The following is a 16,183-nucleotide window of genomic DNA, read 5'->3' on the forward strand; positions in this document are numbered from 1 at the left end:
CGAGTGGCTACAGCAGCTCCTCACACCCCAGATCCTCGACCGCCATCATCACCCGCTCCAGATTGTTCCACCAGATCAGCGGCGGGAGGTTGATGCTCCACTGCCAGACCGGCTTGGTAATCTGCCAGAGCACCGACAGGCGATAGTCCTGGTCGAGCGCGCCGCGGGTGTAACCGCCGACGCCGCAGGAGATCAGCGTCTCGTAATAGCGGTTCAGCAGCGCCCGTTCGAGCGCCTGCCGTCGCTCCGGATACCATTGCATCGCGATCATGTAGGCGAGGTCACTCGTCGGCACGTTGATGCGCCACTGGTCGAAATCGAAGATGCGCACGGTATCGGCGACGCCGAAGCGCGGCAGCAGGAAGTTCCAGATATGGGCATCGCCATGCGCAATGCTGATGTGACGGCGCGAATGATAGCGCTGGGACAGCCGAACCGAGTGCTCGATCAGGCGCCGATAGAGGATGCGCCGCTCCTCGCTGAGGCGATCACCGAGCAGGTCGGCAAAGCGATCGTAATGGCCGGCGAAAGTCTCCATGTGCTGCGCGCGGTCCTCGGCGCTCGCCCAGTTGCCGACCGTGTCACCAAGACCGGGATGGTCCCACCAGGCCGCATGCCAGCGTGCCAGCGTCGTGACGATCGCCACCGCCTGCTCACGCGACGGCGGCAGCGGCCATTGGGTTGCGATCTCATGGCTGTCAGTGAGGTCCTCGAGCAGCAGATGCCAGGCTTGGCTCTCCTCGTCGAAATTCCCGTCGAAGCAGCGCGGCACCAGACCCTGCGGCATGCTCGGCGCAAGCTGCGTGTAGAAAGCCACCTCCTGTCGGCCAGCATCTGCAAGCGTCTTGGCGAAGTCGGAATTCGCTGTCTTCAGGATCAGCGATTGCGGCGCCCCGGCGGACTCACCGACGTAGCGCAAGCCGAGACGGACAATATGTGACACGACGGTATCGCGCTGATGCAGCACCTTCACTTCGCGGACGGCGCCGGCGTCCAGCACGCCGCCCCTGCGCAGCGCCGCAGTCAACCGGGCGGGCTCGACCACTTCAGGCAGTTGTGGAGGTGTCATGAAAGTCACGATGCCCCTGTCCCGCGCCATACTGCACGATCACAACCGCGGGCACCAGCCGCCGTCCTGATGCCCGGCTTCAAGCCGCGGCGGTCGAGTCGCGCACGGTCCGGACCACGACCGAGCGCAACGATTCCAGATTGGCCGCCATGCCCGCGATCGCCTGCCTCACCTCAGCGGCGCGCTCGTTCACGGAAGCCGCGTCGCGGCTGACATTGCCGATCTTGGCCGAGACCTCCTTCGCGGCGGAGGCCGATTCGGAGATCGACCACGCGATCTCGCGCGGTGCGGCGTCCTGTTCTTCCATCGCGGCCGCAACCGACGTCGCCACGCCGTCGATCTCGACGATGTGACCGCCCATGGTCTCGACGGCATCGACCGCGGCCTGCGTCGAGGCCTGAATCTCCGCAATCAGCCGCCCGATCTCCTCGGTGGATTTGGCGGTCTGGTCGGACAGGGATTTCACCTCGGCGGCGACCACCGCAAAGCCGCGCCCGGCCTCGCCGGCCCGCGCCGCCTCGATCGTGGCGTTGAGCGCCAGCAGGTTGGTCTGGCCGGCGATGCCGCCGATCAGGTCGGAAACCTCGGCGATCTTCTTCACCGATCCGGCCAGCGCCTGGATCGTCGAACGTGCCTGCTCGCGGCCGGCAGCCGCGGATTTGGTGACCGTGCTGGTCCGCGCGACCTGGCTCGCAATCTCGCGGATCGAGGCGCTCAGCTCTTCGGCGGCGGCCGAGACGGTCTGCGAACTGCCGAGGGCCTGGGTGGAAGCCGCGGCAACCGCCTGGGACTCCGAGGACAGCGACCGGGCGATCTCGGACAGGCTGGAGGCGGCGCGTTCCACCCCTTGCGTCGCTGCGCTGTAGGCGTCCTTGACCTGCGCATAGGCGCGTTCGGCCGCGGCCATATCCTTGTTCTTCAAGGCCGGAAGGAGCTGGTCGGAGAGGAGCTTCCAGAACTTCTGCACCTCGGCGTCCGATTTCGACACCAGCGCGGTCTTCAGGTCGGCGGCCAGGCTTGACGTGACCCAGAATGCCTTGCGCTCGTCGTAATCCTTACGGAGCTGGACCAGGCGCTCGCCATGGGCCGCCAGCTGGTCCGGCTCGCGCATGGCGAGAGTCGCTTCGAGATAGGCCTCGATGACATATTCGGGCGGCGGCAGGATGTCCGCGATGAGGTCGTTGCCGAGCTTGATGTCGGTGTAGAGCGGCCCGCCGACCTTGAGCTCGCGCACCGCGTACAGGCTGGTCAGGACCACAGCCGTGAAGCCGATGGCGAGAGCGACGCCGAACGCGATGATCGCGGAGGACAGCGAAAGGCGAATTTTCATGAAACGATCCAGGTCGCGTGCCGAAACCGCGGTGAGTCTAGATCAATGTGGTAAATACGGAATTGCCGGGCAGAACCGTCGCCGCGCGATGCGCTGCGGAAAACTACGGCAATCGGCGACGATCTGCCTGTTTTTGAGTAAGTGAAGCTGACGCATGAACGCGAGACCGGTCATGTCGCACGCCAATACGAGGCAGGGCGATCGTCCGTGCACTTGGTGAGAAGCGTGTGCCGGCGACCTGATATCGCCGGCATGTCCTCGCCTCAGACGTCGAAGAACACCGTCTCCTCGTCGCCCTGCAGGCGCAGGTCGAGCCGATAGACCGGCTTGCCGGCCTCGCGCGTCGCGATCAGCGTGGCGCGGCGGTCGGCGGGCACCACCGCCAGCACGGGATCGGCGGCGTTGCCGGCTTCGTCGCTGAAATAGATGCGGGTGTAGAGATGCCGCAGCATGCCGCGACCGAACACCGCAAGAACGATGTGCGGCGCCTGCGGCTTGCCGTCGGGATCGGGCACGGTGCCCGGCTTGATGGTCTCGAACGAATAATGGCCGTCCTTGTCGGTGCCGCAGCGGGCGAAGCCCCGGAAGCTGGCGTTCGGCAGCGCGCGCTTGTCCTGCGGGTCGGCAAAGCGCCCTTGCGCGTCCGCCTGCCAGATCTCCAGCATGACGTCAGGCACGGCGACGCCGTCGCCGTCGAACACGCGGCCCTCGATGCGGACACGATCGCCCGTGACGTCAGGCGTGAGGGTCGAGTTGGTGAATGCGTCGTTCCAGGCGTACTCGCCATTCGGCGTCAGGCCGTACTTGAAGAACGGACCGACGGTCTGCGACGGCGTGATCCCGCTGGACTTCAAAGAATCCTGGGGCTTCAGAGCATCCTGCACCTTAGTGGTTCTCCATGGGGGTGGCGTTCTTGCCGCGCAGCACGATGTCGAAGCGGTAGCACAGCGCCCATTCGGGCTTGGTGTTCTCCAGGTCGAACGACGAGACCATGCGCGCCCGCGCCTTCTCGTCCGGCACCGAGTTGAAGATCGGATCGAACGGGAACAGCGGGTCGTTCGGAAAATACATCTGCGTCACGAGGCGCGTGACGAAAGAATAGCCGAACACCGAGAGATGGATGTGCGCCGGACGCCAGGCATTGTGATGATTGCCCCAGGGATAGGCGCCGGGCTTGATGGTGACGAAGCGATAGTAGCCGGCGGCGTCGCTCACGGTGCGGCCCGCGCCCGTAAAGTTCGGATCGAGCGGCGCCGGGTGCTGGTCGCGGACATGGACGTAGCGGCCGCAGGAATTGGCCTGCCAGATCTCGACCAGCGAGTTCGGCACGCCGCGACCGTCCTCGTCCCGCACATGGCCGTGGACGATGATCCGCTCGCCGATCGGCTCGCCTTTGTGCTGGGTGGTGAGATCGTTGTCGCCGTCGCGCACGGTCTCGTGACCGTAGACCGGGCCGGTCAGCTCCGACAGCGTGTGGCGCATCGGGATCAGCGGCTTGTTCGGCGCGCGCTTGATCGAACTCTTGTACTCGGGCGACAGCGGCAGCGGATGCGCCTTGTTGCTGTCCGTGGGATAGATGAATGTCATTGGCGAACTCCTCCCCCAGCCATTCCGGTCCGGCCGGTCAACGCTTCCGCCGATCATTATAGAATATAACTAATCGTGGGAAGCGGGTTTCCTTCGCCTCTCCCCGCCTGCGGGGAGAGGCCGGAATTCGCGCCAGCGAGTTCCGGGTGAGGGGGACTCTCCGCGAGTCCAACTGATGCCGTCCCCGTGGAGACTCCCCCTCACCCCAACCCTCTCCCCGCAAGCGGGGAGAGGGAGAGGAGACACCGTCAGTTCAGCTTCTCGATCGCGACCGCGACGCCCTGGCCGACGCCCACGCACATCGTCGCCAGCGCGAGCTTGCCGCCGCGCTTTTCCATGCCGTGCACGGCGGTGAGCGCGAGGCGGGCGCCGCTCATGCCGAGGGGATGGCCGAGCGCAATGGCGCCGCCATGCGGATTGACGAAATCGGCATCGTCGGCGACGCCGAGCTGCCGCATGCAGGCAATACCTTGCGAGGCGAAGGCTTCGTTCAGCTCGATCAGGTCGAAATCGCTGATCTTCTTGCCGAGCCGCTCCATCAGCTTGCGGGTCGCGGGCACTGGTCCGATACCCATGATGCGCGGCGGCACGCCGGCCGAGGCGAGGCCGAGGATGCGGGCGCGCGGCGTCAGGCCATGCTTCTTCACGGCAGCTTCCGAGGCGAGGATCATCGCGGCGGCGCCATCATTGACGCCGGAGGCATTGCCGGCGGTGACCGTGCCGGGATTGCGCACGATCGGCTTCAGCTTGGCGAGGGCTTCGAGCGTGGTCTCGGGACGCGGATGCTCGTCCTTGTCGATCGTAACAGGGCCGGCCTTGCCGCCGGGAATGGTGATCGGGATGATTTCTTCGGCGAAGTAACCTGACGCAATCGCGGCCCCCGCGCGCTGCTGCGAGCGGATGGCGAAGGCGTCCTGATCGGCGCGCGAGACCTGGAATTCTTCGGCGACGTTCTCGCCGGTTTCCGGCATCGCATCGACGCCGTACTGCGCCTTCAGCAGCGGATTGATGAAGCGCCAGCCGATGGTGGTGTCGAAGATTTCGGCGGAGCGCGAAAAAGCCTCCTGCGCCTTGCCCATCACGAAGGGGGCACGGGTCATGGATTCGACGCCGCCGGCGATCGCAAGCTCGATCTCGCCGGAACGGATGGCACGGCCGGCCGCACCGACCGCATCGAGACCGGAGGCGCAGAGCCGGTTCAGGGTCTGGCCGGGAACCGAGTCCGGCAGACCCGCGAGCAGCAGCGCCATGCGCGCGACGTTGCGGTTGTCCTCGCCGGCCTGGTTGGCGCAGCCGAAGAAGACTTCGTCCACCTGCGCCCAGTCGAGATTGGGGTGCTTGGCCATCAGCGCCTTGATCGGGGCTGCGGCCAGATCGTCGGCACGCACCTTGGCGAGCGAGCCGCCGAAACGGCCGATCGGGGTCCGCACGGCATCGCAGATAAAGACGTCACGCATCGTTGTTCTCCCTCAATGTCGCGGTTCGGCGGAAATTCTTCCAAATTCTTGGATGTCGGCGGAGTTTTAGGAGGGCGCCTGCGGCAGGTCAATTGACGGTTTCTTGCGTATTCCGAAGGCGCCGCACGCCGCCAGCGCATGCCGCGGTGCGGACAACGTGGAAAACCTCCCCTGTCGGGCCAAAGCGATAGGAGCAAGGGGCGAAATTTTGTAGGTTGCGCCGCTCATGACTATGCAACAGCCCATTCCTGTACCGCCCCCCGACGAAGCACCCGCGCCGCAGGCCGAAGCCGCCGCGCGCGTCACGCCGATGATGGAACAATACCTGGAGATCAAAGCAGCGCATCAGGGCCTGCTGCTGTTTTACCGGATGGGCGATTTCTACGAGCTGTTCTTCGAGGATGCCGAGATCGCCTCGAAGACGCTCGGCATCGTCTTGACCAAGCGCGGCAAGCATCAGGGCGCGGATATCCCGATGTGCGGCGTGCCGGTCGAGCGCTCCGAGGACTATCTGCATCGCCTGATCACCGCCGGCCACCGGGTCGCGGTGTGCGAGCAGACCGAGGATCCCGCCGCCGCGAAAGCGCGCGGCAACAAGAGCGTCGTGCGCCGCGGCGTAGTGCGGCTGGTCACGCCGGGCACGCTGACCGAGGACACGCTGCTCGACGCGCGCGCCAACAATTATCTGCTGGCGATCGCCCGCGCCCGTTCGTCCGCCGGCGGCGACCGCTTTGGCCTTGCCTGGATCGACATCTCGACCGCCGAATTCACGGTGATGGAATGTTCGGGCGGCGAGCTTGCGGCAACGCTGGCGCGCATCAATCCGAACGAGGCGATCGTCACCGACGCGCTCTACAGCGACAACGAATTGAGCCAGACCCTGCGCGAGCTGCCGGCGGTGACGCCGCTGACCCGCGACGTCTTCGACGGTGCCACCGCCGAGAAGCGGCTGTGCGACTATTTCGCGGTCGCGACCATGGACGGGCTGGCGCAACTGACGCGGCTGGAAGCGACCGCCGCGGCCGCCGCCGTCACCTATGTCGACCGCACCCAGGTCGGCAAGCATCCGCCACTGTCCCCGCCGGCACGCGAGGCCTCCGGCGCGACCATGGCGATCGATCCAGCGACGCGCGCCAATCTCGAACTAACGCGAACGCTCGCGGGTGAACGCCGCGGCTCGCTCCTCGACGCGATCGACTGCACCGTGACCTCGGCCGGCTCACGCCTGCTGGCGCAGCGGCTCGCAGCGCCCTTGACGGATGCACCGGCAATCGCGCGGCGGCTCGATGCCGTCAGCACCTTCGTCGCGGACTCCGCCGCGCGCGAGGACATTCGCAGCATACTGCGCGGCGCGCCCGACATGTCGCGGGCGCTGGCGCGGCTGTCGGTCGGCCGCGGCGGGCCGCGCGATCTCGCCGGCCTGCGCGATGGCATCGTCGCCGCCGACCAGGTGCTGGCGCGGCTCGGCGAGATCGACCAGCCGCCGCAGGAGATCGCGGTCGTGATGGCAGCCTTGCAGCGTCCATCGCGCGAACTCGCGGCGGAATTCTCCAGCGCGCTCGACGATCAACTGCCGCTCATCAAGCGCGATGGCGGCTTCGTGCGTCAGGGCTACGAGCCTTCGCTCGACGAAACGCGCAATCTGCGCGACGCCTCGCGTCTCGTGGTGGCCTCGATGCAGGCGCGCTACGCCGACAGCACCGGCGTCAAGGGTCTCAAGATCCGGCACAACAACGTGCTCGGCTATTTCGTCGAGGTGACCGCGCAGCACGGCGACAAGCTGATGTCGGCGCCGCTGAACGCGACCTTCATCCATCGCCAGACGCTGGCGGGCCAGGTGCGCTTCACCACGTCGGAGCTCGGCGAGATCGAGGCGAAGATCGCCAATGCGGGCGACCGCGCGCTCGGACTCGAACTCGAGATTTTCGAGCGGCTCTCTGCCAAGGCGCTGGATATCAGCGACGATCTGCGCGCCGCCGCCCATGCCTTCGCGCTGCTCGACGTCGCGACCTCGCTGGCCAGGCTCGCGGTCGACGACAATTACGTGCGGCCGGAGGTCGACCAGTCGCTCGGCTTCGCGATCGAGGCCGGCCGCCATCCCGTGGTCGAGCAGGCCTTGAAGCGCAATGGCGAGCCGTTCATTGCCAACTCCTGCGACCTGTCGCCGGGCCCCGCGCAGAAGTCCGGCCAGCTCTGGCTGCTCACCGGCCCGAACATGGCTGGTAAATCGACCTTCCTGCGCCAGAACGCGCTCATTGCATTGCTGGCTCAAATTGGCAGTTTCGTGCCGGCCACGCGCGCGCGGATCGGCATCGTCGACCGCCTGTTCTCGCGTGTCGGCGCCGCCGACGATCTCGCCCGCGGCCGCTCCACCTTCATGGTGGAGATGGTCGAGACCGCCGCGATCCTCAACCAGGCCGGCGAGCGCGCGCTCGTGATCCTCGACGAGATCGGCCGCGGCACCGCGACCTTCGACGGGCTCTCGATCGCCTGGGCCGCGATCGAGCATCTGCACGAGAGCAACCGCTGCCGCACGCTGTTCGCGACGCATTATCACGAGCTGACCGCGCTCTCGGCCAGGCTTCCGCGCATGTTCAACGCCACCGTGCGGGTGAAGGAATGGCAGGGCAACGTCGTGTTCCTGCACGAAGTGCTGCCGGGCTCGGCCGATCGCTCCTACGGCATTCAGGTCGCCAAGCTCGCCGGACTGCCTGCGGCCGTGATCACACGCGCGAAATCGGTGCTGGCAAAACTCGAAGCACAAGACCGTGGCCAGACCGCCCGCGCGCTCGCCGACGATTTGCCGCTGTTCGCAGTGCCCTCGCGCGCGGCGGCCGAAGCCGCCCCACCGAGCGAGGCCGAGCTGGTGTTGGAGGCGGTGAAGGCGCTGCATCCCGACGAGATGTCGCCGCGCGAGGCGCTCGATGCGCTCTATGCGCTCAAGGCAAAGCTGCCGAAGGCGTGACGGGTTTACGTTTCGCCAGGGCGTTTTGACCGCGACCGACTCGACACCTATGCCAGCTCGGCCGAAGCGCGCTGCATGTTGGACGACATCTCGGCGGTTACGATGCTCTGCTCCTCGACCGCGGCGGCGGTGGAGGCGATGAAGTCGTTGACGCCTGATATCGCGGCCTTTATCGCGGACAGCGAGCCGGTGACGTCGCCGGCAACGGTATTCAGGGCGTTGATTTCAGTCGAAATCGTGTCGGTCGCCTGCTTTGCCTGGCTCGCGAGGTTCTTCACCTCGGAGGCGACCACGGCGAAGCCGCGGCCGGCTTCGCCGGCGCGCGCCGATTCGATCGTGGCGTTCAGCGCCAGAAGGTTGATCTGGCCGGTGATGCCGGCGATCATCTCGACAATGCCGCTCATCGATTGCGCCGCCTCGTTCAGCCTGACGGCCTGGCTGTCGGCCGCGTCCACGCGCGCGGTCGCGACTTTCGAATTCTCGCGCGACTTGGCCATGGTCTCGGAAATCTCGCGGATCGAGGAGCTCATCTCCTCGCTGCCCGCCGCGACCGCCTCGATCAGGCCGCGCGCGTTCTCGGCCTTCTTGCGGCCGATCGCCTGCGCGGTGATGTCGGTGGCGTATTTCACCACCTTGTAGGGCTTGCGGTTGAGGTCGAGGATTGGATTATACGAGGCTTGAATCCAGATTTCGCGACCGCCCTTGGCGATGCGCTTGAATTCGCCCGCCTTGAATTTTCCGCGATTGAGCGCGGCCCAGAACGCCTTGTAGCCGGCGCCGTCGCGCTGATCGGCCGGCACGAACATCGAATGATGCTTGCCTTTGATCTCGTCGAGCGCATAGCCGAGCGCCTTGAGGAAATTGTCGTTGGCGGTGACGATCGTACCATCGAGCTTGAACTCGATCATGGCTTGCGACCGGCTGAACGCCTCGATCCTGGCCTGGAAGTCACCGCGTCCTAAACCAAACATTCCTGCACTCCAAATCGGAATGCCTCCATCAAAGGGCATTCGCGGCAATAAATCTGCGGAATTCCCATTGACGGTATGAAGCTTCGGCCAGACCCAAAGAGTGGCGAGCCAATAACATTTCTGCCACCTGTCGTCCTGCACAGCCGGGTAGAAGAATCGTATAGGCCAAAACTTTAGAAGGACTGATAACCAACGTATCGGTAATCGGCACGCAAATTCAATCCGAAACTCATCTGCATCACGTCAATCAATAGCTTGCCACGATGGCAGCGCCGCGCCTGTCCAGATCGTGCCTCGGCCCCATTCAACCTGCAGCCAGTCTTGCCACCTCGGCCGCAGCGTCATGGATACTGCTCGACATGTCGCTGGTGACGGCGCTCTGCTTCTCGACCGCCGCGGTCGTGGAGCTGACGTAGTCGCTGACCTCGGTGATCGCCTGCTTGATGGCGTTCAGCACGCCCGCGACGTCGCCTGAGATATAGTTGAGGCTGCCGATCTCCTCCGCGATCTTGTCGGTGGCCTGCTTGGCCTGGTTGGCGAGGTTCTTCACCTCGGACGCGACGACGGCAAAACCCCTGCCCGCCTCGCCGGCGCGCGCGGACTCGATCGTGGCATTGAGCGCCAGCAGGTTGATCTGCCCCGTGATGACGTTGATCATCTCGACGATCCCGCTCATAGATTTGGCGGCCCCGGTCAGTCGCTGCGCCTGCGCGTCGGCGGTAGAGACCTGTTCGACGGCGCCCATCGCGGTATCGCGCGATTTGATCATGGCGTCCGCGATGTCGCGCACCGACGCGTTCAATTGGTCGGCTCCCCCGGCGACCGTCTCGATCATGCCGCGGACGCGCTCGTTGCCCATGCGGACCAGCACCTGCTGCGTCGTGTCCGTTAGATATTTGACGACCTTGAACGGCTTGCCGTTGAGATCGAGGATCGGATTGTAACTCGCCTGGATGTAGACTTCCTTGCCGCCCTTGCCGATCCGCCGGTACTCAGCAGCCTGGTATTCGCCACGATTGAGCGCGGCCCAGAATTCACGATAGGCCGCGCTGTCGCGCACGGCTGGCTCGACGAACATGCTGTGGTGCTTGCCCTTGATTTCATTCAGGGCGTAGCCGATCGCATGGAGGAAATTGTCGTTGGCCGTGATGATGGTGCCGTCCATGTTGAATTCGATGACGCCTTGGGACTTGGAGATCGCGACGATCTGGGCATCGGTTTCGGCATTGCGCAGCTTCTGCGCGGTCACGTCGGTTGCGAATTTGATCACGCGAAGCGGCTTGCCACGCGCGTCCAGCACCGGGTTGTAGGAGGCGAGGATCCAGACCTCGCGGCCGGCCTTGCCGATCCGCTTGAACTCGCCGCGCGGAACTTCTCCGCGATTGAGCGCGGCCCAGAACTCACGATAGGCGGCACTGTCGCGGTCCGCCGGCAGGATGAACATGGCGTGGTGCTGGCCTTTGATCTCGCCGAGGGTGTATCCCATCGCCGTCAGGAAAATGTCGTTCGCCGTCACGATCGTGCCGTCGAGATTGAATTCGATAACCGCCTGGACGCGATCGATGGCGGCGATCTTGCCCGAATTGTACAGGCTGTTCAGCGTCTTTTCCGTCACGTCGCTCGCGATCTTGACAACCTTCAGCGGCTTGCCGTTGTCGCCGAGAACGGGGTTGTAGGATGCCTCGATCCAGACATCCCGTCCCGCCTTATCGACTCGCCGGAACTGTTTCGATTGAGGTTCGCCGCGATTGAGTGCGGACCAGAAGGCCCGGTACTCGGCGCTGTCGCGCTCCTCGGCCGGGACGAACATCGAATGGTGCTTGCCCTTGATTTCATCGAGCGAGTAGCCGAGCACATCGAGGAAGTTCTTGTTGGCCGTGAGAATGGTGCCATCCAGCGCGAATTCGATCACCGCCAGCGACCGATTGATGGCTTCAAGCTGAGCCTTGGCGTCGGTATCAGGCTTGCGACCGAACATCATACATTCTCCGTATCGAGACCGAGCAATTCGGCAGACGGGCAATTGTTGCGGAATGCGAAAACGCGCGCAGGAAGGGCCAGCCCGCTTTCGGCCGGCATAACCTTGCTCCGCACCGGCCGCGAGGAGCGGCCGCAGCCCGGCACAAGCCGTCTGAAAGAGTAACCCTTGCGCAGGCTAAGGCGCTCCCGCCGAAGGAAATCTTAACGGCGGCATCGGAATCGCTGAATCCGAAGCACGTGAAACTACGGGCTCGTAATAGTCCCGTAGCTCTCATGCAGGGCATCGACACGGCTGAGACGGCCGCACGTGTCCCGATCGTGCCTCCGGGCAACTACGGTGACAAAGACCATGCGACTTGATTCGCATTCACGCCATCGGTCGCGCGCGCCGCGCCAGAGACCACAGCGTCAGGTTCCACACGATGCAGGTCGCGAGCGCGAGGCTGAGGCCGACCGCGGAGCCGAAATGGGCTGCGCCGACATGCACCACGGCAATCGCCATCCCGAATCCCAGCAGGCCCCAGGCGGAGTTGGCGAGCACGGCGGCGGTCGGCGGGCCGCCGATGCGCGGATGCAGGATCACCATCATGCTGGAGAACACGACGGGATAGAGCGCGATGATGCCGCTGATGCGAGGGCCGACCCAGCTCGACGTCGAGACGACGATGGCGACGAGGGTCGCGACCAGCGCGGCACGCATCGGAATGTCGTACCAGCGGCGCGTCACCAGCGGCATCTTCACGTGGCGATAGCCCGCGAGCAGCGGAATGCAGATGCCGAAAGCGATCAGGTTGACGGCGAGCCCGGCCGTCAGGGTCCAGTCGAACATGCGGATGATCGAGGCCATGGCGATCCAGACCGCAAATGCGCTTCCGCAACTCACCAAAAGGCTGTGCCGCTGCGCCAGCACGACATAGGCGAGAGCCATGAAGATGGTCGCCGCGTTGACCGGAAGGCTCGACAGCGCACCTTGCGCGATGAAGGCGGCGTCGTGGTCGATCGCGAGGAAGACGTAGGACGGCCCTGCCGAGACCGGCAGCGTCGCCACCAGCGCGCCGATCACCGGCCCCGAACGCTCGGTGATGACAGACGCGGACACGACGAACGCCGCCGCGATCGCCATGCGCAAGAGGAGGAAGAGAATGAAGTGGAGGTCGAGGGACATTTTTTTCGTCCCGGACAAGCGAAGCGCAGATCCGGGACCCATAACCACAGGCTTTGCTGTGTTAGACGGTTGTGGTGACGAGTTCGGCAATACAATCGGCGTTTGGGATTATGGGTCCCGGCGTTCGCCGGGACGACACCGATTGTCGGGTTACGGCCCTCGCCTCACATCCGCTGCATAGACACCGAGACCTTCGGGCCGTTCTTGATGGTCTGGTAGACCACGCAATAGCGCTCGGTGAGCTTCAGCAACAGGTCGAGCTTGTCCTGCGGCGCATCGGTGTCGACCTCGAAGCGCAGGCGGATCTCCGCGAAACCGACCGGAGTCTCCTTGTCGACGCCGAGCGTGCCGCGGAAATCGAGATCGCCTTCGGCATAGACGTTGCCGGTCTTGAGCGGAACCTCGATCGCGGTCGCAACCGATTTCAGCGTGACGCCGGCGCAGGCGACCAGCGCCTCGAGCAGCATGTCGCCGGAGCAAAGTTCGAGGCCGGATCCGCCGGTGGCCGGATGCAGGCCTGCCATCGCAATGGCGCGGCCGGTCTCGATCTTGCAGGCGATGCCGTCGCTGTCGGTCGAGCCTTTCGCCTTCAGCGTGATCATCGCGGCCTTGGGATCGGTCTTGTAGCGTTCCTTGATCGGGGCCTGCATCTGGCGAAGTGCGGCGGCGTCCATCTTGTTCTCTCCCGGGACAGTTGCCCTTCGATGTACCGGTTCGGAGAGAAAAAGTCACCACCACATCGCCTGACCGGGACCCTGGGTCGCGTCGCGGTCGGGCACGCTGCGGTCGAGCGACCGGTCGAGTGACGTCAGCACACTCCGCTTGAAGGTCTCGAACAGCGGCGAATTGCGGTCGCGCGGCCGGCCGAGATTGATCTCGATCTGGTCGAACAGACGGCCCGGCCGCGGCCGCATCACCAGCACGCGGTCGGCCAGCACCACGGCCTCGTCGACGTCGTGCGTGACGAGGACGAGCGTCGGACGCGTATCGGCCCAGAGGTCGAGCAGATGATCCTGCAAATCGCGGCGGGTGAAAGCGTCGAGCGCGGAGAATGGCTCGTCGAGCAGCAGCACCTCGGGCTGGGGCACCAGCGCCCGGGCAATCGCGACACGCTGCGCCTGTCCGCCCGAGAGCTCGCGCGGCCAGGCCTGCGCCTTGTCGGCAAGCCCGACGCGTTCGAGCGCGCGGGCGACCTTGGCGCGGCGCTCGGTCGCGGGCAGATCGGCAAGACCGAAGCCGATATTGTCGGCGACGCTGAGCCAGGGCAGCAGCCGCGGCTCCTGGAAGATGATGCCGATCTTGGCATGCGGCGAGGCGATCGCCTCGCTGTCGAGCGTCACGGTGCCCGCACTGGCACGGTCGAGACCGGCGATCGCGCGCAGCAGCGTGGACTTGCCGCAGCCGGAGCCGCCGATGATGGCAACGATCTCGCCCTGCCTGATCTCGGCGGAGAAGCGCGCCAGCGCCTGCACGCCGTTGGGATAGGTCTTGCTGACCCGGTCGAGCGCCAGCATCGCGTTATGTTCCCTCGTCAAGTTTCTTTGGCGCGCCCGAAGGCGTCCTGCCAGCGCAGGAAGGGCGCGGCGACGACCTCGATCAGCCAGTCGGTGAGCTTGCCGAGGATGGCGAAGATGACGATGGCCGCGAGGATCTGCGCAGGCTTGCCGAGCTGCTGGCCGTCGAGCAGGAGATAGCCGAGGCCTTCGGAGGCGCCGATCAATTCGGCGGCGACCACGAACATCCAGCCCAGACCCAGGCCGACGCGCAAGGACACGACATAGGCCGGCAGCACCGCGGGCAACAGGATGCGGCGGATCATCGCCGGTCCGGAGAGACGAAAGGTGCGGCCGACTTCGACGATCTTGCGATCGACCGAGAGGATCGCGCCCATCACACCGAGATAGACCGGGAAGAACACGCCGACCGCAATCAGCGCGATCTTCGAGGTCTCGAAAATGCCGAGCCAGAGAATGAACAGCGGCACCCAGGCCAGCGACGGGATCGCGCGGATCGCCTGCACGGTCGGATCGAGCAGCCGCCGCGCCAGCGACCAATAGCCGGAGATGGCGCCGAGCAGCGTGCCCGCGACCACGCCGAACGCGAAGCCGAGACCGACCCGCCACAGCGTCGCAGCGATGTGGCGAACCAGTTCGCCGGACCGGGCAAGATCGGTGATGGTGGCAAAGACGCGCGAGGGCGGCGGCACCAGCCGGCCGTTGGACCAGCCGGACCAGACCAGGAGTTCCCAGCCGAGCGCAAGAGCCAGCGGCAGCAACACCCCCAGCATCGGCCCTGCGTAGCGCGAGACGCGCGAGGGCGCGGCAGCGCTCTCGGCCGGTTCCGATGTCTGTTGCAGCACTGGCGCGTCGGAGATCATGGCCATTAGCAAGCGCGTCTTTTCAGGGAATGCAAGGGTGCGCGGCAATCTCGGTTGTCGCCCCCGACAAGCGAAGCGCAGATCCGGGGCCCATAACCACAGGACGATGTGGTTACGGGGACTCGGGGTGACCTCTTTCGCGCCAAATCACTTCCTGGGGCTATGGGTCCCGGGCTCGCTTCGCGCCCCGGGACGACGGCGGAGTTTGTTGCGCGCTCATGCCTCTTCCGCGCGAACTAATTCGTCGGCAGCGGGACCTGGTCGTCGATCAGCGCATCCAGCGTCGCCTTCACGTCGACCTTGGCATCGACCACGCCGGCCTGCTGGAGGGCGAGGCCCGCGGCGAGGATCGACTCGCGCTGGGGCGCGCCGATGCGGCTGTGGGTGAGCTCGGTGCGCTCCTTGAGCTGCTTGTCGACGACGGCCTCGGGAAGCTTGGTCACGGCGATGAAGGTCTTCTTCAGCTCATCGTAATTCGCCAGCGAATATTTGCGCGCCTCTTCATAGACCGCGAGCACGCGGCGGGCGGCATCCGGGTAGTCCTTCAGGAACTGCTCGCGCGCATTGAGGATGCCCCAGGTGTTGGCGTCGGCCTTGCGATAGAACAGCTTTGCGCCCTCCTCGACCTCGGCCTGCGCCATCATCGGATCGAGACCCGCCCAGGCATCGACGTCGCCGCGGATCAAGGCGGTCTTGCCGTCGGCGTGCTGGAGCAGCACCGGCGTGATGTCCTTTTCGGTGAGGCCTGCGCCGAGCAGCGCACGGACCAGGAAGATGTGCGGGTCGGTGCCGCGCGTCACCGCGACGCGCTTGCCCTTGAGGTCGGCCACGCTTGCGATCCTGGACTCCTTGCCCGTCACCAGCGCGGTCCATTCAGGGCGCGAATAGACGTAGATCGACTTGATCGGGTTGCCGTTGATGCGGGCGACCAGCGCCGCCGAGCCCGCGGTCGAGCCGAAATCGATCGAGCCGGCATTGAGGAATTCGAGCGCCTTGTTGGACCCGGCCGACTGCACCCAGGTGATGGTGATGCCGTCCTTGGCGAACTCCTTTTCCAGCAGCCCCTTCTGCTTCAGGACCAGCGACACCGGATTGTAGGTCGCCCAGTCGATGCGGATCTCCTTGAGTGGATCCGCCGCCTTTGCCGCGGGGGTCGCGGCGAGCGCAACCGCTCCCACCAGCAGAATGCGTCGCGTAATGTTTGCCATGCCCAGCCTCCTCCAAAATTTCATTGTTTTTCAATGAGTTATCTCTAGAGGTCAACGAGAAAATCCCTTCCGTG

The 16,183-nt window shown here is 65.3% G+C and carries 12 protein-coding genes and 1 pseudogene; 1 reads left to right on the top strand and 12 read right to left on the bottom strand.

What is annotated here, in order from left to right; genetic code table 11:
* Positions 1-7: 7 nt before the first annotated feature.
* The 5 genes from F8237_RS13705 to pcaF all read right to left on the bottom strand — a co-directional run bounded on the left by F8237_RS13705 (position 8) and on the right by pcaF (position 5,443).
* Positions 8-1,099, bottom strand: coding sequence for a protein kinase family protein (locus F8237_RS13705; RefSeq protein WP_151645433.1), 1,092 nt, complete (start codon positions 1,097-1,099; stop codon positions 8-10).
* A 49-nt stretch (positions 1,100-1,148) separates the two neighbouring features.
* On the bottom strand, positions 1,149-2,399 hold the full coding sequence (locus F8237_RS13710; protein ID WP_151645435.1) for a methyl-accepting chemotaxis protein: 1,251 nt from the start codon (positions 2,397-2,399) through the stop codon (positions 1,149-1,151).
* 263 nt (positions 2,400-2,662) lie between these two features.
* Positions 2,663-3,253: a protocatechuate 3,4-dioxygenase subunit alpha gene (pcaG, locus tag F8237_RS13715; RefSeq protein WP_151650548.1), complete on the bottom strand. Its 591-nt coding sequence runs from the start codon at positions 3,251-3,253 to the stop codon at positions 2,663-2,665.
* 31 nt (positions 3,254-3,284) lie between these two features.
* Positions 3,285-3,986 (bottom strand): protocatechuate 3,4-dioxygenase subunit beta, encoded by a 702-nt coding sequence (pcaH, locus tag F8237_RS13720; RefSeq protein ID WP_151645437.1) that lies wholly within the window; start codon positions 3,984-3,986, stop codon positions 3,285-3,287.
* 248 nt (positions 3,987-4,234) lie between these two features.
* The gene (gene pcaF, locus F8237_RS13730; RefSeq protein ID WP_151645439.1) at positions 4,235-5,443 is read right to left on the bottom strand and encodes a 3-oxoadipyl-CoA thiolase; all 1,209 of its coding nucleotides are present in this window, start codon (positions 5,441-5,443) and stop codon (positions 4,235-4,237) included.
* A 226-nt stretch (positions 5,444-5,669) separates the two neighbouring features.
* On the opposite strand from pcaF, the gene mutS reads away from it, so the two are divergent.
* Positions 5,670-8,408, top strand: a complete 2,739-nt coding sequence (mutS, locus tag F8237_RS13735; RefSeq protein WP_151645441.1) for a DNA mismatch repair protein MutS — start codon at positions 5,670-5,672, stop codon at positions 8,406-8,408.
* Between the two features lie 47 nt (positions 8,409-8,455).
* Here the strand turns inward: mutS and F8237_RS13740 are convergent.
* The 7 genes and pseudogenes from F8237_RS13740 to F8237_RS13770 form a co-directional block, all read right to left on the bottom strand.
* Positions 8,456-9,331: pseudogene (locus tag F8237_RS13740) on the bottom strand (methyl-accepting chemotaxis protein); the annotation flags it as partial.
* Positions 9,332-9,683: 352 nt separating this feature from the next.
* The gene (locus F8237_RS13745) at positions 9,684-11,357 is read right to left on the bottom strand and encodes a methyl-accepting chemotaxis protein (RefSeq protein ID WP_151650549.1); all 1,674 of its coding nucleotides are present in this window, start codon (positions 11,355-11,357) and stop codon (positions 9,684-9,686) included.
* Between the two features lie 369 nt (positions 11,358-11,726).
* Complete coding sequence (locus F8237_RS13750) at positions 11,727-12,524, bottom strand: hypothetical protein (protein WP_151645445.1); 798 nt, start codon at positions 12,522-12,524, stop codon at positions 11,727-11,729.
* A 164-nt stretch (positions 12,525-12,688) separates the two neighbouring features.
* Positions 12,689-13,198, bottom strand: a complete 510-nt coding sequence (locus F8237_RS13755) for an OsmC family protein (protein ID WP_151645447.1) — start codon at positions 13,196-13,198, stop codon at positions 12,689-12,691.
* Between the two features lie 54 nt (positions 13,199-13,252).
* A complete protein-coding gene (locus tag F8237_RS13760) occupies positions 13,253-14,038 on the bottom strand; it encodes an ABC transporter ATP-binding protein (RefSeq protein WP_151645449.1) in 786 nt (261 codons plus the stop codon).
* A gap of 17 nt (positions 14,039-14,055) precedes the next feature.
* Positions 14,056-14,901, bottom strand: coding sequence for an ABC transporter permease (locus F8237_RS13765; RefSeq protein ID WP_151650550.1), 846 nt, complete (start codon positions 14,899-14,901; stop codon positions 14,056-14,058).
* A gap of 236 nt (positions 14,902-15,137) precedes the next feature.
* A complete protein-coding gene (locus tag F8237_RS13770) occupies positions 15,138-16,109 on the bottom strand; it encodes an aliphatic sulfonate ABC transporter substrate-binding protein (RefSeq protein WP_162006045.1) in 972 nt (323 codons plus the stop codon).
* Positions 16,110-16,183: the final 74 nt, after the last annotated feature.

It is taken from the genome of Bradyrhizobium betae (genome assembly GCF_008932115.1).
Classification (GTDB): domain Bacteria; phylum Pseudomonadota; class Alphaproteobacteria; order Rhizobiales; family Xanthobacteraceae; genus Bradyrhizobium; species Bradyrhizobium betae.

Bases quoted from the DNA above. Each gene is read 5' to 3' on its own strand.
- mutS (WP_151645441.1), top strand. From the start codon at position 5,670: ATGACTATGCAACAGCCCATTCCTGTACCGCCCCCCGACGAAGCACCC.
- F8237_RS13705 (WP_151645433.1), bottom strand. From the start codon at position 1,099: ATGGCGCGGGACAGGGGCATCGTGACTTTCATGACACCTCCACAACTG.
- F8237_RS13755 (WP_151645447.1), bottom strand. From the start codon at position 13,198: ATGGACGCCGCCGCACTTCGCCAGATGCAGGCCCCGATCAAGGAACGC.
- F8237_RS13770 (WP_162006045.1), bottom strand. From the start codon at position 16,109: ATGGCAAACATTACGCGACGCATTCTGCTGGTGGGAGCGGTTGCGCTC.
- F8237_RS13745 (WP_151650549.1), bottom strand. From the start codon at position 11,357: ATGTTCGGTCGCAAGCCTGATACCGACGCCAAGGCTCAGCTTGAAGCC.
- F8237_RS13710 (WP_151645435.1), bottom strand. From the start codon at position 2,399: ATGAAAATTCGCCTTTCGCTGTCCTCCGCGATCATCGCGTTCGGCGTC.
- pcaF (WP_151645439.1), bottom strand. From the start codon at position 5,443: ATGCGTGACGTCTTTATCTGCGATGCCGTGCGGACCCCGATCGGCCGT.
- F8237_RS13760 (WP_151645449.1), bottom strand. From the start codon at position 14,038: ATGCTGGCGCTCGACCGGGTCAGCAAGACCTATCCCAACGGCGTGCAG.
- F8237_RS13750 (WP_151645445.1), bottom strand. From the start codon at position 12,524: ATGTCCCTCGACCTCCACTTCATTCTCTTCCTCCTCTTGCGCATGGCG.
- pcaH (WP_151645437.1), bottom strand. From the start codon at position 3,986: ATGACATTCATCTATCCCACGGACAGCAACAAGGCGCATCCGCTGCCG.
- F8237_RS13765 (WP_151650550.1), bottom strand. From the start codon at position 14,901: ATGATCTCCGACGCGCCAGTGCTGCAACAGACATCGGAACCGGCCGAG.